The 25,884-nt window shown below is 73.4% G+C and carries 23 protein-coding genes; 9 read left to right on the top strand and 14 right to left on the bottom strand.

Going from position 1 to position 25,884, the window contains the following annotated elements:
* Window positions 1-168 precede the first annotated feature (168 nt).
* The 3 genes from I6A81_RS45530 to I6A81_RS12910 all read left to right on the top strand — a co-directional run bounded on the left by I6A81_RS45530 (window position 169) and on the right by I6A81_RS12910 (window position 2,986).
* On the top strand, window positions 169-1,338 hold the full coding sequence (locus I6A81_RS45530; protein ID WP_307874636.1) for an ABC transporter permease: 1,170 nt from the start codon (window positions 169-171) through the stop codon (window positions 1,336-1,338).
* Window positions 1,339-1,564: 226 nt separating this feature from the next.
* Complete coding sequence (locus I6A81_RS12915; RefSeq protein WP_203007304.1) at window positions 1,565-2,569, top strand: NAD-dependent epimerase/dehydratase family protein; 1,005 nt, start codon at window positions 1,565-1,567, stop codon at window positions 2,567-2,569.
* Window positions 2,570-2,629: 60 nt separating this feature from the next.
* Complete coding sequence (locus I6A81_RS12910) at window positions 2,630-2,986, top strand: hypothetical protein (protein WP_203007305.1); 357 nt, start codon at window positions 2,630-2,632, stop codon at window positions 2,984-2,986.
* Window positions 2,987-3,162: 176 nt separating this feature from the next.
* Here the strand turns inward: I6A81_RS12910 and I6A81_RS12905 are convergent, their stop codons facing one another.
* On the bottom strand, window positions 3,163-3,555 hold the full coding sequence (locus I6A81_RS12905; protein ID WP_203007306.1) for a MerR family transcriptional regulator: 393 nt from the start codon (window positions 3,553-3,555) through the stop codon (window positions 3,163-3,165).
* Between the two features lie 84 nt (window positions 3,556-3,639).
* Between I6A81_RS12905 and I6A81_RS12900 the strand changes: the two genes are divergently transcribed.
* The 3 genes from I6A81_RS12900 (at window position 3,640) to I6A81_RS12890 (ending at window position 9,330) form a co-directional block, all read left to right on the top strand.
* Window positions 3,640-4,938 (top strand): MFS transporter, encoded by a 1,299-nt coding sequence (locus tag I6A81_RS12900; protein WP_203007307.1) that lies wholly within the window; start codon window positions 3,640-3,642, stop codon window positions 4,936-4,938.
* A 669-nt stretch (window positions 4,939-5,607) separates the two neighbouring features.
* Window positions 5,608-6,900, top strand: a complete 1,293-nt coding sequence (locus I6A81_RS12895; protein WP_307874635.1) for an ABC transporter substrate-binding protein — start codon at window positions 5,608-5,610, stop codon at window positions 6,898-6,900.
* Between the two features lie 1,179 nt (window positions 6,901-8,079).
* Window positions 8,080-9,330, top strand: coding sequence for an ABC transporter substrate-binding protein (locus tag I6A81_RS12890; RefSeq protein WP_307874634.1), 1,251 nt, complete (start codon window positions 8,080-8,082; stop codon window positions 9,328-9,330).
* A 268-nt stretch (window positions 9,331-9,598) separates the two neighbouring features.
* On the opposite strand, the gene I6A81_RS12885 is transcribed toward I6A81_RS12890, so the two are convergent.
* Window positions 9,599-10,429: a TIGR03620 family F420-dependent LLM class oxidoreductase gene (locus I6A81_RS12885; RefSeq protein WP_203000540.1), complete on the bottom strand. Its 831-nt coding sequence runs from the start codon at window positions 10,427-10,429 to the stop codon at window positions 9,599-9,601.
* An 803-nt stretch (window positions 10,430-11,232) separates the two neighbouring features.
* Window positions 11,233-12,582 (bottom strand): wax ester/triacylglycerol synthase domain-containing protein, encoded by a 1,350-nt coding sequence (locus tag I6A81_RS12880; RefSeq protein ID WP_238428390.1) that lies wholly within the window; start codon window positions 12,580-12,582, stop codon window positions 11,233-11,235.
* Window positions 12,583-12,963: 381 nt separating this feature from the next.
* Here I6A81_RS12880 and I6A81_RS12875 point away from each other — a divergent pair, with 381 nt between their 5' ends.
* Window positions 12,964-13,740 carry a tyrosine-protein phosphatase gene (locus tag I6A81_RS12875; RefSeq protein ID WP_203000528.1) on the top strand — a complete coding sequence of 259 codons (777 nt, stop codon included), beginning with the start codon at window positions 12,964-12,966 and terminating at the stop codon, window positions 13,738-13,740.
* A 127-nt stretch (window positions 13,741-13,867) separates the two neighbouring features.
* On the opposite strand, the gene I6A81_RS12870 is transcribed toward I6A81_RS12875, so the two are convergent.
* The 11 genes from I6A81_RS12870 to I6A81_RS12820 form a co-directional block, all read right to left on the bottom strand.
* Entirely contained in the window at window positions 13,868-14,314 is a 447-nt protein-coding gene (locus tag I6A81_RS12870) for an SgcJ/EcaC family oxidoreductase (protein ID WP_203000527.1), read from the bottom strand.
* Between the two features lie 87 nt (window positions 14,315-14,401).
* Window positions 14,402-16,906 (bottom strand): protein kinase domain-containing protein, encoded by a 2,505-nt coding sequence (locus I6A81_RS12865; protein ID WP_407661294.1) that lies wholly within the window; start codon window positions 16,904-16,906, stop codon window positions 14,402-14,404.
* Between the two features lie 84 nt (window positions 16,907-16,990).
* Entirely contained in the window at window positions 16,991-17,140 is a 150-nt protein-coding gene (locus I6A81_RS12860) for a hypothetical protein (RefSeq protein ID WP_203001764.1), read from the bottom strand.
* A gap of 95 nt (window positions 17,141-17,235) precedes the next feature.
* Window positions 17,236-18,198, bottom strand: coding sequence for an epimerase (locus I6A81_RS12855; RefSeq protein WP_203001760.1), 963 nt, complete (start codon window positions 18,196-18,198; stop codon window positions 17,236-17,238).
* Window positions 18,199-18,223: 25 nt separating this feature from the next.
* Window positions 18,224-18,862 (bottom strand): TetR/AcrR family transcriptional regulator, encoded by a 639-nt coding sequence (locus I6A81_RS12850; RefSeq protein WP_307874633.1) that lies wholly within the window; start codon window positions 18,860-18,862, stop codon window positions 18,224-18,226.
* Between the two features lie 304 nt (window positions 18,863-19,166).
* On the bottom strand, window positions 19,167-20,021 hold the full coding sequence (locus I6A81_RS12845) for an ABC transporter permease (protein ID WP_307874632.1): 855 nt from the start codon (window positions 20,019-20,021) through the stop codon (window positions 19,167-19,169).
* Window positions 20,018-21,007, bottom strand: a complete 990-nt coding sequence (locus I6A81_RS12840; protein ID WP_203001758.1) for an ABC transporter ATP-binding protein — start codon at window positions 21,005-21,007, stop codon at window positions 20,018-20,020. The genes I6A81_RS12845 and I6A81_RS12840 overlap by 4 nt, the downstream gene beginning before the upstream one ends.
* Entirely contained in the window at window positions 21,004-22,104 is a 1,101-nt protein-coding gene (locus I6A81_RS12835) for a hypothetical protein (RefSeq protein WP_203001757.1), read from the bottom strand. Before I6A81_RS12835 ends, I6A81_RS12840 begins: the two co-directional genes overlap by 4 nt.
* A complete protein-coding gene (locus tag I6A81_RS12830) occupies window positions 22,088-22,612 on the bottom strand; it encodes a sigma-70 family RNA polymerase sigma factor (protein WP_203001756.1) in 525 nt (174 codons plus the stop codon). Before I6A81_RS12830 ends, I6A81_RS12835 begins: the two co-directional genes overlap by 17 nt.
* 193 nt (window positions 22,613-22,805) lie before the next feature.
* Window positions 22,806-23,576 carry an NUDIX hydrolase gene (locus tag I6A81_RS12825; protein WP_203001762.1) on the bottom strand — a complete coding sequence of 257 codons (771 nt, stop codon included), beginning with the start codon at window positions 23,574-23,576 and terminating at the stop codon, window positions 22,806-22,808.
* Window positions 23,577-23,709: 133 nt separating this feature from the next.
* Window positions 23,710-24,366 (bottom strand): PPOX class F420-dependent oxidoreductase, encoded by a 657-nt coding sequence (locus I6A81_RS12820; RefSeq protein ID WP_203001755.1) that lies wholly within the window; start codon window positions 24,364-24,366, stop codon window positions 23,710-23,712.
* 74 nt (window positions 24,367-24,440) lie between these two features.
* Here I6A81_RS12820 and I6A81_RS12815 point away from each other — a divergent pair, with 74 nt between their 5' ends.
* Window positions 24,441-24,905: a MarR family winged helix-turn-helix transcriptional regulator gene (locus tag I6A81_RS12815; RefSeq protein ID WP_203001754.1), complete on the top strand. Its 465-nt coding sequence runs from the start codon at window positions 24,441-24,443 to the stop codon at window positions 24,903-24,905.
* A 184-nt stretch (window positions 24,906-25,089) separates the two neighbouring features.
* The coding region (locus tag I6A81_RS12810) for an amidohydrolase family protein (protein ID WP_203010187.1) at window positions 25,090-25,884 on the top strand (795 nt) is incomplete at its 3' end.

Genomic DNA, 25,884 nt, shown 5'->3' with positions numbered 1-25,884 from the left:
GGGGGGGGGGGGGGGGGGGGCGGGGGGGGGGGGCCGCCGGGGGGGGGGGGGGGGTGGGGGGGGGCGCCCCCCCCCGGGGGCGCCCCCGCGCCCCGCGCCGGGCGGGGCCGGCTCGCGCGGCGCCTCGCCGGTCGGCTGCCGCTGCCCCGGCCGGTCAGCCTCGGGCTCGTGGGCCCGTTCGCCCGCCCGGCGCGGGCCGCGGTGACGGGGGCCGCCGTCAGCCTCGGCGCGCTCGGGGTCACCTTCGCCGTCGGGCTGGGGACGACGCTCGCCCTCATCCAGACCGAGAACAGCACCGAGTCCCCGGCGGCGGTCGTCGTCTACTCCCATGGCCCGGCGGGCGAGCACGGCGAGGTGACCGTGGGGCCGGCGCCGGCGGTGCCGGGCCCGGCGGCCGAGGACCCCTCGGTGTCCGGCCCGGCGGATCCGGCCGCCATCATCGCGGCGATCACCGCGCAGGCCGGGACGGACCGGTACTTCGGCGCCGCCAGGACCGAGCTCGCGGCGCGTGGGCTGGTCGGGACGGCCGACGTCACGGCCCTCGTCGGCGACCCGGCGGCGGCGGCCCGCCGGCTGGTGGCCGGGACCTGGGCCGACGCGCCCGGCGAGGCCGTCGTCGACACCCTCTTCCTGCGTACCGCGGGCGCGCGGATCGGCGACACCGTCACGCTCGTCGACTCCGGGCACTCGGCGACCGTGCGGATCGTCGGCGAGATGTTCGACGTGGACGAGGGCCCGGCACTGGTGACCGTGGCGTCGTCCCTGGCCGCGCTCGAGCTCGACCTGACGTTCAGCGAGTTCGGCGTCGACCTCGCCGCCGGGACCGACCTGGCGGGCTATGTCCAGGCGCTCGACGAGGCGGTACAGCCGCTGGGCGGGCACGCGGCCGAGAACATCGGCGGCGAGTCCTCCGTGATCCTCGCGATGACGTCGCTGATCGCCACGCTCACCCTGCTGATCGTCGCGGTCGCCGTGCTCGGTGTGCTCAACACGGTCGTGCTCGACACCCGGGAACGGGTGCACGACCTCGGTGTCTACAAGGCGCTCGGCATGACGCCACGGCAGACCATCGCCATGGTGGTGACGTCGGCCGCCGGGATCGGGGCCGTCGCCGGGCTGGTCGGCGTCCCGCTCGGCGTCCTGCTGCACCACGCCGTCGTCCCGATGATGGGCGACGCCGTCCTCACCCGGATGCCGCATGCCTATCTCGCGGTGTACGGGCCGGCCGATCTCGTCCCGCTCGCCCTCGGCGGCCTGGTCATCGCCGTGGTCGGCGCCCTGCTGCCCGCGACGTGGGCGGCCGGCACCCGCACCGCGACCGCGCTGCGCACCGAATGAGCGCGTATCCCGATCGGTAGCGGGCCCGCGGCCAGGGCGGCGAAGACCGCCCTGGCCCGGCGGCCGCTGGCGCGTGATATGTACGGTTTGCGCGTGCTCGTCCCGGCGGTCCTGGAGGGTGGCTGGCTCCGGCCCCGGAGCGCCGCCGCCTCGTCGCCGGGACGAGGCGAGCCGAACGTGCCGACGCGGCAGTCGGGCCCGAGCAGATGGAGAAGGCGGTCAGGTCTTGGTCGACACGCAGCTGGTCATGGGAGCGAGCGGTTACCTCGGTTCGCACGTCACGCGGCAGCTGGTGGAGCGCGGCGACGACGTCCGGGTGTGGATTCGGCACACCAGCTCGACGCGGGCCTTCGACGACCTGCCCGTGCAGCGCCACCACGGCGACCTGACCGACGACGAGGCGATGCGCGCGGCGATGCGCGGCGTTGACACGGTGTACTACTGCGTCGTCGACGCCCGGGCCTGGCTGCGTGACCCGGCGCCGCTGTTCGCGACGAACGTCGAGGGGCTGCGCCACGCGCTGGACGCCGCGGTCGAGACGAAGGTGCGGCGCTTCGTCTTCTGCAGCACGGTGGGCACGATCGGGCTGTCACCCGATGGCGGCCCCGCCGACGAGGACGACCCGCACACCTGGAAGCACCTGGGCGGTCCCTACATCCAGGCGCGGGTCGCCGCGGAGGACCTGGTCCTGGAGTACGTCCGCGAGCGTGGGCTCCAGGCGGTCGTCATGTGCGTGTCGACGACCTACGGAGCGCCCGACTACGGCTCGCCGCACGGCCGCCTGGTGTCCGACGCCGCCGTCGGCAAGATGCCGGTCTACTTCGGTGGCGGCTCGGCGATGGAGGTGGTCGGCATCAAGGACGCCGCCCACGCCTTCCTGCTCGCCGCGGCGAAGGGACGCGTCGGCGAGCGGTACATCATCAGCGAGCGTTACATGACCTGGAAGGAACTGATAACCACCGCGGCCGCGGCGGGCGGCGCCAAGCCGCCGCGCGTCGGCGTCCCGCTCCCCGTGCTGAAGGTGTTCGGCCGGGTCTGCGACGTGGCTGGAAGGGTGCTGCGCCGCGACATGCCGATGACCAGCGTCAGCGTGCGGCTCATGCACTTCATGCCGCCGCTCGACCACGGCAAGGCGACGCGGGAGCTCGGTTGGGATCCGTCCCCGACGCCGGAGGCCGTCCGCGAGGCCGCGAGGTTCTACCTGGAGCAGCGGCGCGGCGACGCCCGCTGAGCGGTCGCCGGTCGCTCGATCATGATCGCTGAAGGGCCGGGCGCGTGCTAGCGTTCGGCCATGGACGCGGGCCGGCTCAGTAGCGCGGCGCTGATGGTGTCGGGGCTGGCCGGGGTCGTCATGCCGGTCAGGGTGGCCACCGCGCTCGACCTGTCGGCGACGACCGGCCGCGGCCGTGCCGAGACGAGGGCCGGCCTGGGCGGTACCTACGCCGCGCTCGGTGGGTGGGCGCTCGTCAGCCGCGCTCCGGCCGCGCGCACCGCGGTGGGCGCGGCCTGGCTGGGCGCGGCCGCGACCCGGCTGGGCTCGTTGGCCGTCGACCGTCCCCGCACTGACTGGATCTTCTGGCTCTCGCTGGCCATGGAGGTCGGGCTGGGGACGGTGGCCGTTGTGCCCCGGCCCGACGCGGCGGACTGACCGGCCAGCCCGCCGGCCGCGCTCTTCTTCCCCGGGCCTTCACCACGGCCTTCCCCCGGGCCCGCACCGTGGCCTCTGCCCGCGGTCGAAGGGCGCGGGCTGGTGGGTCCGAGCGGGCCGCGCGACCGGTCCGGGAGCCGCCTTCGAGTGTGACGCGCTTCGAGCGTGCCGGGCCGTCAGTGATGGTTCCCGGCGCACGGGGCGACGCCCGACTGCGCGGCGGCGAGGTAGGCGAGGACCGCGTCGCGGTTGCGGGTAAGACAGTCGATCCGCTGTTGAATGCGCTCGACCTCGCGACGAAGCAGTTCAGCGGTCTGCGGGCTCAGGTTTTCCGGTAGCAGGTAGATGTGATCGGGTCCGTCCAGGCACGGCAGAATGACACGGATGATCTCGGTCGTGAGGCCGCAGTCCAACAAACCGCGGATCTGGCGGACGCGGTCGACCGCCGAGTCGGGATAGGCACGGTACCCGTTGTCGGCCCGGTTTGGGCTCAGCAGGCCCTGCTCCTCGTAGTAGCGAAGCATCCGGGCGGGGACGCCGGTGCGTCGCGCCAACTCGCCGATTTTCATGCGTCCTCACCGCCTCAGGCCCGGATTCGGGTGACGAGGGACACAGTTGCCCTCACATCAATGTGAACCTTTGAGCATCGTCGCATGCCCAGGTTTCAGGCGCGTAAGCCGTTCCCGGTAGCCACGGTGTCTCCGGCCGGCGGCACGTCTCCGGCAAGGGCAGCGTCTCCGGCGAGGGCAGCCTCGTCGGCGGCACGGGAGTCGGCGCGCCGACCGGCGGAATCGGCGCGGCCGGCGGGGCTTCCCTGGTTCGCGTTGCTGGCGCTCACAACCACGGCCTTCACCGCCGTCATGACCGAACTACTTCCGGCGGGGTTGATTCTCCCGATGAGCGACGACCTAGCCGTTTCCCGGGGCAGCGTTGGCTTCCTGGTCAGTGGCTACGCGGCCGCGTCGTGCCTCGCGGCCGTGCCGCTTACCGCGCTCCTGCGGCGATGCCGCCGCCGTCCGGTGCTGGTTGGCGCGCTCACCTGTTTCGGGTTCTGCAACGCGGTCACCGCGCTGTCCGACAGTTATCCGCTGACGTTCGCGGCTCGGCTGCTGGCCGGCGCGGCGGGTGGGGTGTGCTGGGCGATGCTCGCCGGCTACGCCGCCAGGATGGTTCCGGCCGAACGCCAGGGCCGGGCGATCGCCGTCGTCCTCGCCGGGATCATGGTCGCGTTCGCCGCGGGCGTCCCGGCTGGCGCGGCGCTGGCCACCGCTCTCGGCTGGCGGGCCGGTTTCGCCGCGCTGGCCGCCCTGGCGCTGGTCGCGGTGGCCTGGGTGCTGCTGCGCGTCCCGGACTTCCCCGGTGAGCCGGCCGCGGCGCGTCTCTCGCCGCGGCGGATCGTCCGTGCGCCGGGTCTGCGTCCGGTGCTCGCCGTGACCCTGTTCCTGCTGCTGGGCCACCAGGCGATGTACACCTACATCGTGCCGTTCGCCGAGCGGTCCCGATCCGGCGACGCCGGCGTGGTGCTGCTCATGTTCGGCGGCGCGACCGTCGCCGGGGTCTGGTTCGCCGGCCTGCTGGTGGACCGGTACCTACGGACGACGCTGCTGGCCGCGCTCGGCCTCGTCGCGGGCGCGATGCTCGCCCTCGGGCTGTGCGGGCGGGTGACGGCGGTGCTGCTCGTCTCGGTCGTCGTGTGGGGTGTGGCGTACGGCGGGGCGCCGACGCTGCTGCAGGCCGCCGTGGTCGCCGCCGCCCACGGCCCCGACCAGGCCGATGTCGCCACCTCGGTCCAGGCGACCGTGTTCAACCTCGGCATCGCCGGCGGCTCGGTGACCGGCGGAGTCATACTCGAGCGCGTCGGCGCCGGGTGGCTGCCGTGGGCCGCGCTCGCGCTGGTCGCCGTCGCCATTCCGAACGCGACCCGCGCGCGTCGAAACGCGACGGGCCGTTAGCTCTGGCCTTGGCTGACCTGGTTCTCGCTCCGGCCGTCGCCTCCGCGTGAGGCCCGATGATCCGATGGCGGCGGCCGGAACCGGTTGGCGCCAGGCCCCTCCGATGGTCGTCGGAGGTGCCGTGGCCGTCGGGGCCGGCTGGCGGCGGTGAGCCGTGGGCCTGGCGCGGGACAGCCCCTGGTCGGAGGCCGGCGGGTGCCGCTCCGTGGCGCGGTCGGTGCGGCGCGGCGCGAGAACGGCCCAGCCGAGGGTCCGTCGGCGGCCAGGCCGGCCGCCCGCTCTACTATGGCCCGCGAATGTCAAGATCGACCTCAACTTTTGCTGGACCCACCGTTTCAAGATCGGTAATGCCGCCTGGTCGCGAGCCCGCGAGGGCGCCCGGTGACCGTTCACCGGCGCCGGCCCACCTGATCCCGATCCTGTCTCGGGGCGCGTGTTGGATCCCGACTGTTCCCAACGAATGGTGATATGGAGGCCTCCTTGGCTAGCCAGCAGGGCGTCGACGGCCCTTCCCCGCACTCCTCATCCGGCACGCGAGGGCCCCTGGCCCCGGATCGCGGCGACAGGACGCTGGGTGCGCCGAGCGACTCCTGGAGCGAAGACGGGACCATGCGCCGCCCACGGCGACGGTTACGCCGGCACCCCCCGTCCTCGCGGTCGCGGGGCGCCGTGCTCGAGCCCAGGCCGAGAGACCGGCCCGGCGCGCCGCGGCGTACGGCCCTGGCGGCCGTCCTGGTCACGGCGCTGGCCGCGGGCTGTGGCGGCGGTTCGGGCGACGGCCCGGACGCGAGCCCGGCCGACGGCTGCGACACGCCGGGAATCGGCGCCGACGAGGTCCGGCTGGGTTTCGTCTATCCCGACGTCGGCGCGGGCAACGAGTCGCTGGCCCCCGCCATGAGCGGCTTCGTCGCGCGGATCGAGCAGGCGAACGCCGAAGGAGGGATTCACGGCCGCAAGATCGTCTACACCTGGCGCGACGACGCCAGCGAGATCGACCAGAACCGCGAGGTCGTCCGCCAACTGGTCGAGGAGCAGGACGTCTTCGGGCTGGTCGAGACGTCCATCGCCGCCAGCGGCGGGCTCGACTACCTGGTCGAGCGCGACATCCCGGTGACCGGGATGCCGGCGGAGCCGTTCTGGACCGACCCGAAGTACCGCAACATGTTCGCCTACGCCTACGTGTACAGCGACGGACCTTCGGTCTCGACGTTCGGCGACTACGCGAAGGCGATGGGTGGCACCCGGGCCGCCGTGATCCACAGCGACGTCACGACCGCCGCGGACGGCATCGGGGGAAAGATCAGCGCCAGTTTCGAGGCGGCGGGTATCCCAATCGCGCCGGGCAACTTCATCTACAACCCGGTCATCACGAGCCCGGCGCAGCTGGGCCAGCAACTGCGCGCGGCCCGGGTCGACGTGGTGACCGCCGTCTTCTCCGGCAAGGACCTGGCCGAGGTCGTCCGCGGCATCCGCGAGGCCGGCGCGCCGGTGAAGGTCATCCTGGCGCCGAGCGGATACGACAAGGCGATGGTCAACGAGTACGGCAGGACGCTCAGCGGGCTGACCGCCGCCGTCAACTACGTCCCGTTCGAGATCGGCAACCCGGCCCACCAGAAGTACCTGGAGGCCATGAACGTCTACGCGCCGGAGCTCCAGCCGCCCGACCAGGAGCTCGCCCTGGTCTCCTACATCCTCACCGACCTGTTCCTCTACGGCCTGGACAAGGCCGGCCCCTGCCCCACCCGCGCCGGCTTCATCGACACCCTGCGCGCCAGCCAGTACGACGCCGGCGGCCTGCTGCCCGGCCCGGTCGACATGACCAAGGATGTCGGCCAGATCGCCACCTGCTACACCTTCATGCAGGTCAACGACGACGGCACCGGCTACCAGGTCGCCCAGAACCCGGCCGGCACCGACGACGCCAGCCGCAACCGCTGGTGCGGCCACCGCCTGGAGCAGTAGCCAGCGGAAACGGCGGCAACCCGAGGGAAGACGACTGAGGGGACCGGCGGTCCGCGGCCACGGCGCGCGGCCGCCCGGTTCACCGTGCTCCCGGCGCTCAGGCGAGGCCTCTTCGCCAGGGCGCCGGGCGCCGACCGAACCACTGATCGGCATTACCGGTTGGCTCGGCGCGGCAGGGCCTCCGCGAGGCCGCGCCCGTGCCGGTCGCCGTCGCCCTTCCGAACGCGACCCGCGCTCGTCGAAACGCGACGGGCCGATGGGCCGCCGCCTCGGTTGACCCGATTCTTGCTCCGGTCGCCGTTTCCTCCCGAGGCCCGACGGTCCGGTGGCAGTGACCGGAGCCGATGGCCGTCGGGATTCCTCGACGGCCTTCGAGGCCCTTGCCGCCGCCCTGGCGCGTGACCGCCGGGTGCCGGCTATGCGTGTGTCGGACCTTCGGGCCGGAAGCCGCCGACGGAGTTCCCGCGCCGCGGCCGACGCCGCGGAAAGGCGGCACGGCCGTGGAGGGCCCGTCGGCTGCCGTCACTTATGCCGGCCCTATTATGGCTCACGAAGGTCAAGATCGACGTCGACCTTGACCGCGCCATTGATCAAAGATCGACCCGGCCGTTTGGCCGCGGTTTCTCGATGGCACCGTCCGTACACCGCCCGGATGGATCCGGCGGTGAACGGTATTCCACCAGTGACGGGGGACCGGATGGAGTTGGCAGGGTTCTGCCATCGTTACCGCCGGACCTGGTGGCCTTGCCGCCGAGGCCGCGCGCCGGCTGGTCGGGCGTGATGATTCTCACGCCCGACCAGAACGAGGCCCTGAATGCGAGCTCGCCGACTGGCTGGGCGAAGGCTGGCCGGTGAATGCGTGTCACCGGCGCCAGCCCGACTCGGCCCAATTTTGTCTCGCGGCGCGCCCCAGGGCCCCGACCAATTCCCAATGGATATTGTATGGAGGCCTTCTTGGCTAGCCAGCATGGCGTCGGCAGCCCTTCCTCGAGCGCCTCGTTCGGCGCGCGAGAGCCCCTGGCTCCGGCCCGGGGCGACGGGATGATCAGTGCGCCAAGCGACTTCTCGGGCGGCGTCGGGCCAGCCCGTCGCCCGCGGCGACGGCCACGTCGAAACCAACCGTCCCCGTATCCGCGGGAGGCCGTCCGCGAGACCGCGCCGAGGTTTGGGCGGCGGCGCGTGGCCCTGGTCGCCGTCCTGGTCACGGCGCTGGCCGCGGGCTGCGGCGGCGGGTCCGGCGACGCCCCGGACGCCAGCCCCGCCGACGGCTGCGACACCCCGGGGATCGGCGCGGACGAGGTCCGGCTCGGTTTCGTCTACCCCGACAGCGGGGCGGGCGCCGAGTCGCTGTCCGTCGCGATGAGCGGCTTCATCGCGCGGGTCGAGCAGGCGAACGCCGATGGTGGGATCCACGGCCGCAGGGTGGTCTACGCCTGGCGCGACGACGCCAGCACCGCCGACCAGAACCGCGCGGTGGTCCGCGACCTCGTCGAGAACGAGGACGTCTTCGGCCTCGTCGAGGCGTCGATCGCCGCCGCCGGCGGGCTCGACTACCTGGTCGAGCGCAACATCCCGGTGACCGGGATGCCCGCGGAGCCGTTGTGGACCGACCCGGCGAACCGCAACATGTTCGCCTACTCGTACGTGTTCAGCGACGGGCCGTCGGTCTCCACGTTCGGCGACTACGCGAAGGCCCAGGGCGGCACCCGGGCCGCCGTGATCCAGAACGACGTCACCGAGACCGGGAATGGCATCGGGTCGAAGATCAGCGCGAGCCTGCTGGCGGCGGGCATCCCGATCGCGCCCGGCAGCTTCGTCTACAACCCGGCCATCACCGATCCGGTCCAGCTAGGCCAGCAGCTGCGCGCCGCCCGGGTCGACGTGGTGAGCGCCGCCTTCGCGGGCAAGGACCTGGCCGAGGTCGTCCGCGGCATCCGGGAGGCCGGGGCGCCCGTGAAGGTGATCATCACGCCCAGCGGGTACGACAAGTCGCTGCTCAACGAGTACGGCAGGACGCTGCGCGGGCTGACCGCCGCCGTCAACTACGTCCCGTTCGAGATCGGCGGCGGCCCGGCGCACCAGAAATACCTGAAGGCCGTGAGCACCTACGCGCCCGAGCTCCAGCCACCCGACCAGGAGCTCGCCCTCGTCACCTACATCCTCACCGACCTGTTCCTCTACGGCCTGGACAAGGCCGGTGAGTGCCCCACCCGCGCCGGGTTCGTCGACACCCTGCGCGCCAGTCAGTACGACGCCGGCGGCCTGCTGCCCGGACCCGTCGACATGACCAAGGACGTCGGCCAGATCGGCCTCTGCTACAGCTTCATGCAGGTCAACCAGGACGGCACCGGCTACGAGGTCGTCCCGAACCCGGCCGGCACCGACGACGCCACCCGCAACCGCTGGTGCGGCCACCGCCTGGAGCAGTAACCCGGAGCCCCGAAACGGTCGAGGGAATGACGCCCCGAAGGATGACGCCCGCGGAAACGACGCCCGCGGCGCCGCCGGGCGGGCGCGAGGCCGGACCGTGCTCCCGGCGCGTGGACGGGCAGCCACTTCGCCCCTGGCGCCGGGAGCGGGCCGAGACCCCGCCCCGCCGGGCTTCGGCGGTGCCGGCGTGGCCGACCCGGGCGCCGACCCGCGTCGGGCTCGACGACCGTGTTTCGGTCGGTGAGCTGGCCCCTTACGGCTGATCGGCTCAGCGAAACAGGGCCTCCGCGAGGCGTGCCTGCCAGGTGGCCGCCTGGCTGGACGCGTCGGCCTGGGGCAGACGAAGGCCAAGCACCACCTGGTCGGCTCCGGCCGCGCGATACTCGGCGATCCGGGTCACGATCGCCTCCAGATCGCCCCATATCGTGACGCCGTCCACGAAGGTGTCGCTGAGCCCGGTGATGTCCGCCTCGTCGAAACCCATGCGCCCGAAATTGCGGCGATAGCCAGGAACCGTGGTGAAGAAGCCCAGCGAGGCGCGAGCGATCTCTCGGGCGGCATCGGGATCCGAGAAGGGAATGACCGGTACCAGCACCGCGAGCGCCGGCCCGTCGCCGAGCAGTTTGCGCGCGTCGGCCACGTAGTCCGGGGTGACCAGATAGGGGTAGGCGCCGCCCGCCCGTTCGCGGGACAGGCCGAGCATCCGCGGGCCGAGCGCGGCGAGAACGCGCTCCGACGCGGGTACCACCGGCGTGGCGGTGTCCAACGCGTCCAGGTAGGCGTTGAGTGTCGGCAACGGCTTCGGCCCGTGCGCCCCGCCGAGGCCGACGACGAATCGGCCGGGATAGTCGGCCTCCAGCGCGGCGTAGGTCGCCGCGACCTCAGTGGCCGGCACCCGGTCCACGGAGATGATTCCGCTGGCGACCCGCAGCGTCGTCGTGCCGCGGATGATCGTGTCGATCGGAGGCAGGCTGCCTGGCAGCCAGAGCGTCTGATATCCCAGTTCTTCCAGCCTCGCGGCCGCGTCTATCTCCTCGGCCGGCTCGGCCGTCGCGTCGAGGTTCAGGCCGGCGATACCGATAGGTCCCGCAATGGTCATGCTCACCGGCAACATGCCTTGCCGGCAGGCTGTTCCCGACCCGAACACAGATTGTCGTCGGGTTGTCGCGCGGTCGGGCGGTGGTGTGCTGCACGACCGTCGGACTGGCGGGCACCGGCGTCCTGGGTCCACCCGTCGCTGTTTCGGGCGGGCTCCGCGCCGCATATCCCTGGCAGACCGTCGGGACCGGCGATCCCGCATGATCCGCGAAAGTCCCGGATATGGTTGCCTCCCGGTGACGGAGGGTATCCCCGCCCTGCAATCCGGCCGGAACTTCCTCGATGAGACGGCGCAATGCGCCGGAGGGAGCGGACATGGCACCCCGAATGAGTCGGAAATATCCCCTGCTGGTCGTGGCCGCGGCGCTGGGCTCGGTTCTGTCCGCGGCTCCCGCTGTGGCCTCACCACCTCCGAGTGATGTCACCAACGCCGCGGTCCACTGTTACTGGCGTCATGTAAGTGGCCACTGGGTGTGGGAGAACGGGCATCGGCGTTGGGTTCCCGAGAGGTCCGTCTGGGTCTGCGACTGAAATTCGATGACAGGCGAGCCGAGCGTGGGGGAGGCTCGCCTTCGTAAGGAGTAGTGCGCACCAAAGAGGGATGGCCCGGCGTTCCGCCCACGCCCCCCATCAGGCGGAACGCCGGGCCACCGCCGCCACCAGTGCCGGGCCACCACCGTGGCCGCGGCGCAGGCTTTCACGACCAGCCGGTGGCATTTCCACGGACCGGCGCCGCGGCTACGGTCCCGCGTCGCCGATGGCGGACGACATTCGGAAGGCCGCGGAGCTCAGGAGCCGGGGGGCTCAGAAGACGGCGGCCGGCTTGGGGGCGGGCGGGGCGTCGGCGGGAAAGGCGGGCAGGCCGGCCGCCCGCTCGAGGCGGTCGAGCGCGGCCAGCCACAGGTCGGGCAGCGACCCGCCGTTCGGGACGTTGCGGTCCGTCACGACACCGAGAGACGTCGTCCGGGGCTGGCTGTCCGTGGGCGCGAGGCTTCCCAGGACGAGGAACGCCCGCTGCCCCGGCAGCCGGACCGGCACCGGAATAGCGGTGGTGACCGGGTGGCCGGCGACCTCCATCGGCGCGGCGAAGACGCCGAGGTTGGACGTCGACACCGCGGCCCGCAGGGGGCGTATGCCCATCGCCACCGCGGCCGGCCGGAAGCGGGCTGGCACCTTCTCGAAGCACCAGCGCTCGCCGGCGCCCGACCGAGGGCCGGTGCGGAGCCGGGCGGTCTGGCCTCGGATCACCTCGAACCGACGCTGAGGCGCATCCAGACCACAGGGCAGCCTGATGCGGGCGCCGACCATGAAGTTGCTGAGAATGTCCTGCTCATCCGGCCGGCGGGAGCTCATCGCCATCAGGGCCCGTGGCGCCTGGCGGCGGTCCGCCGGCTCGGTCCACGCGTCGACCGCCTCGGACAGTGCCACCAGGAAGACATCGTTGACGCTGGTGCCGTAGGCGCGGCCCAGGACGCGCAGCCGGTCGGTGCTGGTCGTCGCCCAGCGCAGGCGCACCTCACCCGAGAGCGGCCGGGCCAGCGCGGGCAGACCGCTGGACCGCGCCGCCCAGGTGAGCGAGTTCAGGACAGCCGACGCCACCGCCAGCGGCGTGGACCGCCCATCGCGCCGCCACTGCGACCGCGCGGCTCCGGCGTCGCCACCCACGCCGAACAGCAGGTCCAGCGCCCGGTGCAGCGCGCCTCCGTCCAGCCAGACGTGGCTGGCGCGGAACAGGACCGTGGTCTCGCGTGAGCCGGGCTCCCGCAGCAGCCATACCTGCCACGGCGGGGCGTCCAGCGGGACCGGGACCCGGTACTGCCGCTCGACGAAGGCGGCGAGGCCGGCCTCCCCGGCGCCCGCCGGCAGCAGGTGCTCCCGGATGTGCGCGGACACGTCGACGTCGGGTCGCCGAGCCCAGACCGGCTGGCCTGACGCGCCCCGCGGATAGGCCAGCCGCTCGGTGAGCGCCGGGAACCGGCGCAGCCGGTCGGCCGCGGCGGCCCGCACGGCGTCGAGATCGCATTCCCCGGTGACCCGCAGGAGATAGCCGAGGGCGATTGGCGTGGCGTGGTTGCTTTCCTGGTACCTCAGGAGCGCCAGATCCATCAGGCTGAGCGGGCGCTCGTCCGTGCCGTGCTCCGCCGCCATGGTCATCCAGTCCTCCGTCGTCCGGGTTGGGGCCCGCCGTACAAGTCGCCCAGCACCCTTCTCGTCGCGGATGGCGCTGGAGGCGGTCCGGGGCCGGCACACGATCTGTCTGGCTCCGCGGGCTCCGCGCGCCGCCGAACCACGGTTCGGCCACACGGGTGCCCGTGCACCGCGGTCAGCATATTGGGGCCGATTCACCCACTTTGCCGTGGGACCGTCCGCCGGCTGTCGGGTAGCCGTCAGGCGGTTCTTGTCGCACCTTGCTGTCACCGAGAACGCCGATCTGGTGACGTTTGGTGGTTCGGCTCGAGCCTGCTACTCTCGTGGGCCGCGGGACGACGGATGCATGTTCACCCGCGCTTCACCGATCGGCTTTACGGTCTCAGGGTGACTACCGCCCACCACATACCTCGTTGGATCGAGCTCGCCGGGGCTCACAACGTGCGGGACCTCGGCGGGCTACCCGCCGCCGGGGGCACCGTCCGGCCTCGGGTGCTGCTCCGCGGTGACAGCCTCGACAACCTCACTCCCGAGGACATCGAACTGCTGCGTGAGGACGTCGGACTGCGTGGCGTGGTCGATCTACGCGCGCCCTTCGAGAATCCTCGGGAAGCCGAGTGGTTCCCGCGCCTTGGCATCACCTGGCTCCACGAGCCGCTGCTGGACCTCACCGGCCTCACCGACCCCGCCGTGATGCGCGAGAAGGCGGCCGGCTACGACTACGCCAAGCTGTACGCGCGCATGCTCGAGTCGGCCGGTCCCGGGCTGGCTCGCGTCCTGGAGTTCCTCGTGTCCGGGCCACGCACCCCGGCGCTGGTGCACTGCGCGGCGGGCAAGGACCGCACGGGCGTCACCGTGGCGGTGCTGCTCGCGGTCGCCGGCGTCGACCGCGACGCGATCGTCGCGGACTACCAGGCCACGGAACAGCGGATCCAGCTCATCCGGGAGGCGCTGGCCCGTCGGGAGGAATACCGGCACCTGCGGGAGCGGGCCACCTCGGGCCAGCTTCCCCGGGCCGCGCCCGCCGTCGACCCCCGGGCGATCGCCGCCGTCCTCGAGATCGTGGATGCCGCCCCGGGCGGCGTGGCCGGATTCCTCGTCGCCAACGGCGCGACGCACGACCAGATCGGCCGATGGCGCGACATGATCATCGAACCGGGCTGACCGAGGGACCTCGCGCCCACGATCGGATCGAAGGACCCTCACCAAGGCCCGCCCTGGCCCGCCGCGGCGCCTCGCCCGGTCCCTCCTCCCGCCCGAGGAGGGGTCGGGAGCCGCCGGCCGTGACGGCCTACTCGTCGATGACCCCCGTGTTCTGGCAGGCGACCAGCCGCCAGTGCCCGTCCTCCTTCGCCATGACGTACAGCGGGCTGCCCTCGCTCTCGCCCTCGATCGGCTCCCCGTCCGGCCTCGTGTAGCGCTGCCGTACCTTCACCGCCGCCACGTCCGGCCGGATGAAGAGCACGTGGACCACCTCGTACCAGCCGCGCAGGTTCGCCATCGCGCCGGGGAGCACCTGCCGGGCGAACGCGGAGATCTCGTCCCGGCCGAACAGCCGCCGGCCGTGCCCCGTCGTCCAGATCGCGTCGGCCCGGAAGAGCTCGAGGAACTCGTCGACGAGTTCGTGCTGCTGCGTGTGCTCGACGGTGGCCACGACGTCCCTGATCGCCGCCAGATCCGCCGCCCGAGCCGCGTCATCGGGCTGCGCCGCCGTCGTCGTCTGCCTCAGCTCTGTCATGAGCTCAGGCTGCTTCCTCACGTCCACTTCAGGTCAAGCGGCGGCTTGGTGGCATGCTCGGCGCCGACGCCGGCGGATGCGTGGCCGTCAGGCCAGTGACCACAGCCGCACCATGTGATCCCAGCTGGCGGTGGCGAGATGGCGGCCATCCGCGCTGAAGGACACCGCCATCACGATGTCGGGGTGGCTTAGCGGCTCGCCGATCCGGCGAGGGTTGGCCGGGTCGTGCACGTCCCACAGCCGGGCAGTGAGGTCGGCGCTCGCGCTGGCGAGGACGTCGCCCCCTGGCGAGAAGGCCAGGTTCCAGACCCGGTCGTAGTGCTCGGTGATCGGAGCGCCGAGCGGGCGGACGTTGGCCGGGTCGGACACGTCCCACAGCCTTATCGTGCCGTCGGTCGCGCCGCTGGCCAGGACGCGCCCGTTCGGCGCGAAGGCGAGCGAGTACGCGCCGGCGCTGTGACCGGCGAGCGGCCTGCCCACCGGCCGTGGCAGGAGCGGGTTGCTGACGTCCCACAGCCGCACGGTGCCGTCAATGCTGCCGCTGGCCAGCAGATTCCCGTCCGCCGAGAAGGCCACCGGGAACACCCAGTGGGTGTGGCCGGTGAGCGGCGTGCCCAGCGGAACCGGCAGGCGCGGGTTGCTGACGTCCCACAGCTGTACGGTTTTGTCCCAGCTGCTCGTGGCCAGAAGGTGGCGCCGGGGATGGAAGGCCACCGATATCACCGTGTCCAGGTGGGCTGGCACGGAGCCGAGCAGCCGAAGGACGCCCGGGACGGAGGTGTCCCAGAGCCGCAGTGAGGGCGGGCCCACGTCGGGAAGATCGGATGCGCGGGCTCTCGTGCTCGCGGCCAGGATCCGCCCGTCCGGCGACAACGCCACCCCGGCGAGCCCGTTGACCGTCAATCGCTCGTCCAGAGCGCGTGGCCTGGCCGGATCCTCGATGTTCCACTGGCGCAGACTTCCGTCCCGGTTGGCGGTGATCAGTATCGGGGAGCTGGGGGAGAAGATCGCGCTGGTTGCCCAGTCGGTGCCGGTGGGCAACGGCGCGCCCAGCAGCCGCGGCCTGATCTCGTCGGCCGACGGCGGCGACGGTGGGGCGGCCGACGCGGCCGACGCGGTCGGCGGGGCTGACGCCACGGTGGCGCCGGTCGCCGGCGGCGGGCTGGGCGTGGGCAGCTGGCCGGCGGCCCCGGGCAGGTCCCCACCGCTCAGCGCGAGAGCTGAGCCCGTCGTCGCGGCGATGAGCACCGCGACCGCGGCCGCGACATACCGATAGCGGGGCCGCGACCAGGTGCGCGCGGGCGCGCCCGGCCGGGGGTTCGGGCGGCGATGAAGCCCGCCGCGCCGGCCCTGGCGGCCGCCCGCGGGGGGCGGGAGGCCGTCCGGGCCGGCCGGGGCCGCCTCGTGGGCCGAGGACCCGGCGGTCGGGCCGGCCGGGTTCTCCTCCGGCTCCGGATCTCCGTCGCCGTTGAGCTTCGCGCGGTCGGGACCGACGGCCGGGTCGTCGGCCGGGACGGCCGTGCTGGCTCGCGCCGCGACGGTGATGAACCGCGCCGTCGCGATGCCCGCGAAGGCGTCGGGCCGTTCCGCCGCGGCCCGCACCTCGTCGGCGAGCCGGACCGGGATGCCCGTCCTGGCGAGCCACCCGGGGCCGTAGGCGCCGGTGGCGGCGCCGGCGAGGTCCAGCGCGAAGGAGCGCGCGGACGGCGTCCGCCGCGCTGCCTCCCGGTCCAGCGCGCGCAGGATCACCGCGGCCACGGCGTCGGGAACGCCGACGGGAGCGTGCGGGCGATCGCCCGGAGGACGCCGGTCGTGGTACTGGCGCGGCGAGGGGATGGCGGAGGTACCGGCCGGCTCGGCGCCCGGGTACTCGCGGGGCGCGTGGCCGGCCATCAGGAGGTAGAGCACGGCTCCGAGCGCGTAGACGTCGGTGTAGGGCCCGAGCCGGCCCGCCTCGAACTGCTCGGGCGCCATGAACATGGGCGTGCCGAACACCCGGCTGGCTGTCGCCGCCGAGCCGCGGATCAGCTTGGCGATCCCGAAGTCGACCACCTTCGGCATCCCGGAGCGGTCGAACAACACGTTGTCGGGCTTGATGTCACGGTGCAGGACGCCGCGAGCATGGGCGGCGGACAGCGCGTCGGCCACCGCCAGGCCCACCGCGCACGCTTCACGGGGGCCGAGCTCCGGCACCCTGTCGGAGAGCGTTCCTCCGGAGAGCCTCTCCATGACGATCAGATGCAGATCGTCCGAGTCGACGTGATCGTAGACGCGGACGATGTGGGGGTTGTCCAGGCTCGCCAGGATCCGCCCCTCGGTGATGGCGGGGCCGGCGTGCCCCTTGCCGCGCCTGCCCGCCGCGACTACCTTGATCGCGACGTCGCGCTGCAGATGCCGGTGCCATCCGGCCACCACCAGCCCGAAGGATCCGGACCCGATTTCGTCACCCAGGGTGTAACCGGGTAACGCTGCGGCTATCCTTCCCCGGTCAACTATCACAACAGGCCTTTGTCCCGTCCCGCATGGTGCGTGAGCGTAGTGGTATTGCCACCGTGCCGAGCGGCGAGGGTAGGTCGATGCCCGGTGCGCCATAACCAGGTGTGACTGAGGTCGCCGGGCCCGCGCCGACCGGGGCCCGCGCGCGCCTTGTCCCGGAAAGTCCGGAGTGGGTACCCGTCACGGTTCGCGTCGCGTCGCGGCGGCGTCCTGGCTGACGACGCCCCATGCGTAGGGCGGCGACTGCCGCGCGCGGTCGACGAACTCGGTGGCGGTGACGTCGCCGGACTCGGCCTTGCCCAACAGGACGGCCGGAACAGCGAGTGACATTCTTTCCCGCCAGAGATGCGCATAGATCTGATGGACCTGGCGGATTGGATGCTCTTCGCGCGGAACGACGAAGGGTGGAAATGGCCGGGCCGGCGCTACGCGCCCTCGCCCGCGCGGACGAGGGCCGCGAGGTCGCGGGCGGCGGCGGGCCAGTCGGGGAGGTCGAAGGCGAAGCCCGCGCCAAGCAGCCGCCCTGGCACGACCCGACGGCTCTTCAGCAGCAGCTCGGTGTCGCTGCGCAGCGCGAACGCGCCGAGCTCGGCCATCCACCTCGTCGCCGGCAGCCCCACCCGCACACCCGCGGCCTCGCGCAGGCCCGCCATGAAGGCGCGCAACGGCAGCGGGTTGGGGGAGGCCAGGTTGACCGGCCCCGCCAGGTCGTCGCGTGCCACCAGGAACTCGACGGCCCGCGTGAAGTCGCGGCCGTGGATCCAGGACATGTACTGCCGGCCGCCGGCGACCGGACCGCCGAGGCCACACCGGGTCAGCCGCCACAGCAGATCGAACGCCCCGCCGCGGCCAGGAGCCAGCACGATGCTCGTCCGGAGCGCGACCTTGCGGGTGCCCGGGGTCGGCGCCTCGGTCTGCGCGCGTTCCCACTGGCGCGCGATGTCGACGCTGTAGGCCCAGTAGGCCGGCACACCGTCCTCGCCGCCGCCGATGACTCCCGTCGCCTCGTCGTTGGGCCGGTCGTGACTGTGCGCGTAGATCGTGGCCGTGCTCATCTGCAGCCACACCCGCGGTGGCCTGGCGGCCTGGGCGATCGCCGCGCCCACGGCGGCGGCCGAGTCCACCCGGGAGGCCATCATCTCCCGCAGGTTGGGCTCGGTGTACCGGCAGCTCACACTGCGCCCGGCCAGGTTGACCACCGCGTCGGCGCCGTCGACCTCGGCCGTCCAGGCGCCCGCGGTCCGCCCGTCCCAGGGCACGGTGCGCGCCCCCGGCACCCGCGCGTCCGCGCGCCGGCTGACGACGACCACCTCGTGCCCCGCCCCGTCGAGCGCGCGGGTGAGCAGCCGGCCCAGATGGCCGGTACCGCCAGGAAGGATGATCTTCATTGGTCCCGGCTCCCGCTCGGTGTCGTCATCGGTGGGCGTCGCGCGGCCGCAGGGCCGTCAGCAGGGTGTGCACGTCGGCGGCGGCGGCGCGCAGCACCGGCAGCCGGCTCAGCGTGACCAGACGGCCGACGAGCGGCGCGGCCGTGTCCACCAGCCGCCGGGTGCGCGCCTGGTCCGGCGAGGTGTCGTGGACCCAGAACAGGGTGATGCCGAGATAGGCGAGCCAGAGCAGCTCGGGCAGGTCCCGGGCGAGCGGGCCGCCGGGGCGGGCGTCGGACCCGGCGAGCACCTCCCGGAACAGGCCGATCGCGGCCTGCCGGGCGACGGCCGACTCGGGGCTGAACGGGCTGGACGCCGACGCGGGCGAGATCGCCACCTTGATGAACGAGCCGGCGAAGGAGTGGTACGGCGCCATCTCGTCGATCCCGGCGTGCAGCACCCCGCGCAGCCGGTCCACGAGGTCGCGCGACCGCAGCGCGTCGGCCGCCCGGTGCCGATGCCCCACCTGGATCGCGGCGTAGAACTCCTGGACGAGCTCTTCCTTGGAGCCGAAGTAGTAGTAGGCGTTCCCGAGGGAGACTCCGGCTGCCTCGGCGACCTGCCGCATCGTCGTCCGGTCGTATCCGCGGTCCCGGAACGACGCCAACGCGGTTTCGAGAATCACCGCCCGCGTCGCGGCACCTTTCCCGCTCACCGGGCGGGGGCCATCCGAACTCGCTGCATCGCCGGGCACGCGCGTCTCCCAGGGGTCGGCGAAGGACTCCAGGCCAGCTTAGGCCCAGAGTTGAACGTGTTCAACTCTGGTGACGGCCTGACCGGTGGCGGCCTGGCCCGTCGGTCCGAAACCCGCGACGCGCTCCACCCGGCGAACCGGCCGGCACGCCATTGCCGGCGCGGCACCGGCCACCGGATCGCCGGACCGGCCAGCGGCCTCCGGCCCCGGCCGGCTCAACCCGCCGGCGGGCGGGTCACAGATCGCGGCGGAGGAAGGAAACGCTGGTGAGGGCGAGGATGAGGGCGACCCAGACGGCGGTCCAGGCGAGGTAGGTCAGGGTGAGCGGAGCCAGGCTCAGGAACGGGAAGCCATCCATCTCGGCGCCGAACTGGGCCAGGGCGGTCGGGTCCTGGAAGGAGTGCATGGCGCCCCGCCAGAGCCCGTCGGTCGGGAGCACCATCCGGGAGACGGTGCCGACCCGGGCCAGGGACTCGTTGCGCAGGACCTCGCCGATCCCGCTCACCACGCCCGCGATCCAGGTGGCGCCGAAGAGACCGACCGACACGATGCCGGAGGCCATCGGCGAGACGACGGTGGCCAGCAGCAGGCCCAGGGTCAGCAGGACCGTCGTCTGCGCCGCGAGCAGCGCGAGCCCCGCGACCGGCTGCGGCGGCCAGTAGCCCACCGTCGCTCGGACGATGAGGAACTGGGCGAGCCCGGCCACGGCCACGAACCCGCTGCCGAAGGCCACGAGCCCGAGCCACTTGCCCACCAGCACCGCCGAGCGGTGGACCGGCCGTGCCAGGACCGACAGCGCCATCCCCGACTCGATCTCGCCGGCCAGGGTGGGGCCCGCGAGGAACGCCGTGCCGAGCGCGGCGATCAGGCTCATGCCGAACATCACCAGGTTGAGGACCTGGGAGGCCACCAGCTTGGCCTCTCCGCTGGTGAGCGAGTCGGTCTCGGCGGCGATGCGGGAGAACCCCCAGGCGCTGAGCGCCAGCAGCACGACCGTCAGCGCGGCGAGCGCGCGCAGCACGCGCCGGCGCGCGGCCTCCTTCAGGGTCAGCGCCGCGAGAGTGAGCACGGTCCGCGCGGCCGTCGTCACCGGTCACCTTCCCGACCGGCGCGCAGGATGCCCAGCAGCCGTTCCTCGAGGCTGATCCGCCCGGGCTCGACGGCGTGCACCCGGACGCCGAGGGCGACCAGGTCGGCCACCAGGTCCGGCACGGTGGTCGGGTCGGCCTCGGCGGGCAGCGCGACGGTGAAGGAGTCCCCGTCGCGGGTGAGCGGGCCGACGGCGGCGAGCCGTTGTTCCGCTCCCGCGCTCACCCCGCCGAGCCGCAGCCGCAGCTCGCGCCGGCCGAGCAGCTCGGGCAGGCTGCCGGCGGCCGCGACCCGGCCCTTGTCGAGGATGACGACCCGGTCGCAGACGCGCTCCACCTCGCCGATGAGGTGCGAGTTGAGCAGGACGGCGACCTGGCGGGACCGCAGCGCGAGCAGCAGGTCCCGGACGTCGGCCCGGCCGACCGGGTCCAGGGCGCTCGTCGGCTCGTCGAGGACGACGAGCTCCGGGCGGGCCACCAGCGCGACGGCCAGCCCGAGCCGCTGCTGCATGCCCTTGGAGAAACCGCCCACCCGGTCGTCCGCCCGGTCGGCGAGGCCGACGGTGGCCAGGCACGCCCGCCGTTCCTCGGCCGGCACGGCCACGCCCGCGAGCCGGACGTGCAGCGCCAGCACCTCGCCCGGAGTGAGCCACGGCTGGTACCGGAAGAGCTCGGGCAGATAGCCGACCCGGGCGCGGGAGCGCGGGTCACGCGCGGGCCGCCCGAGCAGCAGCACCTCCCCGGCGTCGGGCCGGACCAGGCCGAGGAGGATCTTGATGACGCTGGTCTTGCCGGCTCCGTTCGGCCCGAGGAGGCCAACGATCTCGCCGCGGCCGACGGTGAAGGACACGCCGTCGACCGCGGTCTGCCGCCCGTACCGCTTGCGCAGGCCCGAGCACCACACCGCCGGCGAGGGCGGCAGCTCGGCGAGCCGCCGCGCCTCGTCGACGCCCAGGCCGCCCGGCCGGGCGGTGGGACCGGCGGTCACCGGCCCCGCCGCAGCCCGCGGGCCACCGACAGCGCCTCGTCGGAGCTCAGCGAACCGGCCACCGCGGTCACGACGCCGTCCTCCACCCAGACCACGGCCACCATCGCGCCGTCCCGCGAGGTGAGCACCGTGGCCGGCGCGCCGCCCACGTCGGCGGTCGAGCTCGTCATCTCCTCGGCCGGCACCGGCAGGGGCAGCGTCGTCCCGTCGCCGGAGAAGCTCCGCAGCCCCGACGCGACGTCGGCGGGCAGCCCTGGCAGGGACAGCAGGTAGTCGCGGGCCGTCTCGAACGGGACGCCCGAGGAGTAGGCGGTGGGCGCGACCGCCCGGGCGGCGATCATGGTCGGCACGCCGCGCGACGCTCCCCAGACCGCGGCGAGCCCCGGGCCGGCGACCAGCCGGAACTGGCTGCCGTCGAGCCCGGCGGGCGGCGGCGGCAGCGGCTCACCGGCCGCCTCGGCGGCGCGCGCGGCCTTCTCGGCGGAGAAGGTGAACACCATGCTCAGCTGGTCGCCGACCCGGAAAGTCGGCTCTCCCGTCACGCCGCGGGGCAGCTCACCCACCCGCGGGGCGGGAAGCCCGGCCGCCTCCTCGGCCGCGGCCGCGTCGGCCACCTCGCGGACGTCGGCGTCCGCGACCTGTTCGACGGTGCCGTAGGCGGACAGGTCGGGCAGCGCGACCAGATCGGCCTGAGTGATCGCGAGCGGCGCGATCCGCTCGGTCCGAAAGACCTGCACCCAGTCCGCGGCGGCCGCGGCGCCTGCCCCGGCCAGCAGGGCGAGGACGCCGACGGCGGCGACCACCGGGCTGCGCAGCGCCGCGCGCCAGCGGGGAACGGGGGCGGACGCGGGCACCCGCGGCCTCTCCCGCGCCGCGACCGCGCGCGACAGGCGGCGCCACGCCGCGTCCACGTCCAGGTCCAGGTCCACGTCGGGATCGACGTCCAGGGCCGTGCCGGTCGCCGCCGCGTCCTGGCTCGCGGCCGCCAGACCGGACAGGCAGACCGGGCAGCGCGCGACATGCTCGCGGTCGGCGTCGCCGACGCCGACCGGGTCGTCGACGAGCCGGCGCAGCGTGCCGTCAGCCGGATGACGCATGACGGTTCACCTCCTTGCGCAGGGCGGACTCGGCGCGTCGCACCGTGGTGCCCACGCTGCCGGGGGAAAGACCAAGGGCGGCGGCGACCTCGGCATAGCTCAGGCCGCTGTGCCGCAGGACGAGGGCGACGGCCTGCCGGCGGGGCAGCCGGGCCAGCGCCGCCCGCACGCGGCGCCGCTCGTCGAGGACCACGACCGTCTCGGCGATGTCGGGGCAGACGGCCTCGCCGCCACCGGCGGCCTCCTCGCGCCGGGCGCGGCGACGGCCGGAGCGCAGGTGGTTCAGCGCGGTGTGCGCCGCGGCGACCGACAGCCAGCCCAGTGCCTCGCCCGCCGGCACCGAGGAGCGGCCGAACGTCAGGAACACCTCCTGCGCCACGTCCTCGGCCTCGTCCCGAGAGCCGAGCACACGGGCGGCGACGGCGACGACCCGGGGGTAGGCGGCGCGGAAGACCGGTTCGAGGTCGGCCCGGACGGGCCCTCGCCTCGGCGGAGTCGACAACGCCATGCCGCCCTCCCGCTCGGCTCGCGTGGCCGCCGCGCCGCGCCCGTCCGGAGGGGCCAGCGCGCTTCCACCGTGCACTACGATGTCCACACCTGTAGAGCACCGCCGCCGCCCCGCATGTGACACGTGCCCCCGCGTCGCCGACCGGGCAGGCAGCGACGCGGACCGGGGCGGCCATGGGCCGAGCGGCTGGCGCTCAGATGGTGCGTTCGTAGCGCCAGCCGGTGTCGACCATCCACAGGCGGTGCCGGGCGCTCTCATGGGCCGGGGCAGCCGTGCTGGCCTGCCCGCCGTTCGTGTACTCGCCGTTCGTGTGTTCGGTGTTCGTGTAGTCGGCGTCGCCGTGCCAGATCGCGAGCAGACCGCCGGGTACCTGGGCGAACTGGGTCTCGAACAGCTCGGGCGGCGTGGCCGCCGCGGTGGCCAGGGCGTCGGCGACGCTGGGATGCCGGGCGAGGCTCCACAGCGTCACCCAGGTCGGCGGCAGCAGCTCGAGGTCGCCCTGGTCGCGCGCGGCCAGGGCGTCCGCCGGGCGCACCCACCGATGGTCGATGATCTCGGCGCCGTCCACCGTGACGTCCTGGTCGGGCACGCGGCCGAGCAGGATCCAGGTCAGGAAGCGGCGTGGCGCCGTGGCGGGCGGGCACCAGCGCGCCAGCGGGGTCAGTCCGGCCCCGTCGATCGTCAGCCCGGCTTCCTCCGCGGTCTCCCGCGCGGCGGCGCGGCGGGCCGCGGCCAGCTCGGCGGACGGCTCGTCGGCGGCCTGGTCGCCGAGGTCGCCGGGATCGACCCGCCCGCCGGGGAAGACCCACGCTCCCGGCGCGAAGGACGCGGTGAGGCCGCGCCGCAGCAGCAGCACCTCCGGCCCGGTCGGCTGATCGCGCAGCAGCACGGCGCTGGCGGCGGGGACGACCACGACCTCCCGGATCGGCTTCGCGGATCCGGCCGGAACCCCGGGCGACGACATCACACGGCCGATCGTAGGACGTGCCTGGTCACAACGAGCGGAATCGCCGACGGCGACGAGGTGGCCACCGCCGCCTACGCGCCACCTCCTACGCGCCAAGGGAGCCAGTCCGGGCCGTCGGTGGTCGTCGCTGTCAGGCTCCCGCTGTCGGACTCGGACCGGCGGCCGAGGGGCCGACGGTGATCTCGATGCCGACGTGGGGCGCGGAGGTGGTTCGGCCAACCAGGCCGCGGGCGCGGACGGCGGCGCGCATGAGGGGAAAGCCGACGCGGTACTTCGCCTTCATCGACCGCTCCACGAGAGCGAGCTCCGAGTCGGGGAGGACCCGGGCCGTGCCGAGGACGGACGCGCCCTGGACGTTCCCGCGGGCGTCGCACCCGGCGAGCAGCACGCGGTCGGTGTGCCGCAGCCGCTTCACCTTGGCGGTCGTCCCGTTGGTCCACACCAGCAGGCGCTGGCCGTCGGCGACCGTCCACACCGGGGTGGCGACGGGAGTCCCGTCCCGGCGGTAGGTGGTGAGGCTGAGGAAACGTCCCTCGCCGAGGCGGCGCAGGTCCTCGGCTCCGGCGGGCTCTGGCTGGGGCGGGCCCGGCGCTGGCTCGCCTGTCGCGGGCCCGTCCGCGACCGCCTCGCCCGGCAGGGGCTCGTTGGTCGTCGGGTCGTTCGTCATCGCGGTCTCCTTCGTCGTGTTCGTCGTCGGCTCTGTCGTCGTCGGCTCTGTCGCCGTCGGCTCTGTCGCCGTCGTGCCGGGGGCTCCTGGCGGGATGGGCCGCTGGTCGAGATCCGTCATGAGAGGAACGTTAGGCGTCTAACGATTAGATGTCAATCTGTTCGATGGCTATCGTTTCTGGGTAGGCTTGGCGCATGCCACGGCCGCCGTTCGAGAGCCCGCCCATCGGCCTGCTCCTGACCAGCACCGCGCGGGCGGTCAGTCGCGCCTTCGACGGGGAGCTGGCGGCCGCGGGCGGCTCGCTGCCCACCTGGTTGATCATGGTTTCGCTGAAGACGCGGCAGCTGGGGAACCAGCGGGAGCTCGCGGCGGCCGTCGGAATCCAGGGGCCGACGCTGACGCACCACCTCAACACCCTGGAGGTGACCGGGCTGATCACCCGCCGCCGCGACCCGGACAACCGGCGGGTTCACCTCGTCGAGCTCACCGAGGATGGCGAGGCTGCGTTCAAGCGGATGGCAGCCGCGGCGATGGCCTTCGACGCTCGCCTGCGGGCCGGTATCGCGCCCGAGGAGATCGCGTCCCTGCGGACCCTGCTTGGCCGCCTGGCCGGCAACCTCGCCGACGGCGCCGGCGAAGCGTCAGTCGACGGTCGCTGAGGGTTCCGGCGCGGACGCGGCCGGGTGCGGAGCCCGCTCGGCGCCGCCCGTGCGGCCGACCGCGCGGCCGAGGAAGTCGCCATCACGCGGCAAACGTCGCCGTCGCGGGCGTCAGGTGATTAGAGTGAGCGTGTACTTAGTTTCTGTCGGGCGGGCGCGGTGCCACCGATACAAGGAGGCCAGAGTGGTCAGGTTGGCTGACGGTCTGCGGGTGGTCGACGCGGACTCGCACATGACCGAGCGTCACGATCTTTTCACGGAACGGGCGCCGAAGGGTTACGAGGACCGGGTGCCTCATGTCGTGAACATCGACGGCATGGACATGTGGGTGATCGAGGGCAAGACGTTCGGCAAGGCGGGGTCGGGCGGCACCATCGACCATGACGGGAAGAAGCACCCGTTCCGCGAGTCCCAGGGTGGATCGTGGGGCATCCGCGACGTGCACCCGGCGGCGTGGGACCCGGCGGAGCGTCTGCGCCTGATGGACGAGCTCGGCATCCACACGCAGGTGCTCTACCCGAACGCCATCGGCATCGGCGGGCAGAACCTGCGCAAGAACGTCAGCGACTCCACCCTTCTCCTGCTCTGCGTCCAGCTCTACAACGACGCCCTGGCGGAGGTGCAGGAGGGGTCGGGCAACCGGCTGCTGCCGATGCCGATCATGCCTGCGTGGGACATCGAGGCCTGCGTCCGCGAGGCCGAGCGCTGCGCCACCCTGGGCTACCGCGGGGTCAACATGACCGCCGACCCGCAGGACTCCGGCTCGCCGGACCTCGGCGACCGCGCCTGGGACCCCTTCTGGGAGGTCTGCGCGGGGCTCAAGCTCCCGGTGCACTTCCACATCGGCGCCAGCCAGACGTCGCTCACCTACTTCGGCACGACCTACTGGCCGAGCCAGGACGACTACGTGAAGCCGGCGATCGGCGGCGCGTCGCTGTTCCAGAACAACTCCCGGGTGCTGCTCAACAGCGCCTACTCC

It is taken from the genome of Frankia nepalensis, from assembly GCF_016786325.1.
GTDB lineage: Bacteria > Actinomycetota > Actinomycetes > Frankiales > Frankiaceae > Pseudofrankia > Pseudofrankia nepalensis.
Note: the sequence above shows the minus strand (reverse complement) of the source record. Positions and strands in the feature narration are given on the sequence as shown.

Excerpts from the sequence above, each read along its gene's own strand:
- I6A81_RS12910 (WP_203007305.1), top strand. The coding sequence starts at position 2,630 with ATGGACGCGGGCCGGCTCAGTAGCGCGGCGCTGATGGTGTCGGGGCTG.
- I6A81_RS12905 (WP_203007306.1), bottom strand. The coding sequence starts at position 3,555 with ATGAAAATCGGCGAGTTGGCGCGACGCACCGGCGTCCCCGCCCGGATG.
- I6A81_RS12900 (WP_203007307.1), top strand. The coding sequence starts at position 3,640 with ATGCCCAGGTTTCAGGCGCGTAAGCCGTTCCCGGTAGCCACGGTGTCT.
- I6A81_RS12885 (WP_203000540.1), bottom strand. The coding sequence starts at position 10,429 with ATGACCATTGCGGGACCTATCGGTATCGCCGGCCTGAACCTCGACGCG.
- I6A81_RS12880 (WP_238428390.1), bottom strand. The coding sequence starts at position 12,582 with ATGACCATGGCGGCGGAGCACGGCACGGACGAGCGCCCGCTCAGCCTG.
- I6A81_RS12870 (WP_203000527.1), bottom strand. The coding sequence starts at position 14,314 with ATGACAGAGCTGAGGCAGACGACGACGGCGGCGCAGCCCGATGACGCG.
- I6A81_RS12865 (WP_407661294.1), bottom strand. The coding sequence starts at position 16,906 with ATGGCGCACCGGGCATCGACCTACCCTCGCCGCTCGGCACGGTGGCAA.
- I6A81_RS12860 (WP_203001764.1), bottom strand. The coding sequence starts at position 17,140 with ATGTCACTCGCTGTTCCGGCCGTCCTGTTGGGCAAGGCCGAGTCCGGC.
- I6A81_RS12855 (WP_203001760.1), bottom strand. The coding sequence starts at position 18,198 with ATGAAGATCATCCTTCCTGGCGGTACCGGCCATCTGGGCCGGCTGCTC.
- I6A81_RS12835 (WP_203001757.1), bottom strand. The coding sequence starts at position 22,104 with ATGCGTCATCCGGCTGACGGCACGCTGCGCCGGCTCGTCGACGACCCG.
- I6A81_RS12830 (WP_203001756.1), bottom strand. The coding sequence starts at position 22,612 with ATGGCGTTGTCGACTCCGCCGAGGCGAGGGCCCGTCCGGGCCGACCTC.
- I6A81_RS12825 (WP_203001762.1), bottom strand. The coding sequence starts at position 23,576 with ATGTCGTCGCCCGGGGTTCCGGCCGGATCCGCGAAGCCGATCCGGGAG.
- I6A81_RS12820 (WP_203001755.1), bottom strand. The coding sequence starts at position 24,366 with ATGACGGATCTCGACCAGCGGCCCATCCCGCCAGGAGCCCCCGGCACG.
- I6A81_RS12815 (WP_203001754.1), top strand. The coding sequence starts at position 24,441 with ATGCCACGGCCGCCGTTCGAGAGCCCGCCCATCGGCCTGCTCCTGACC.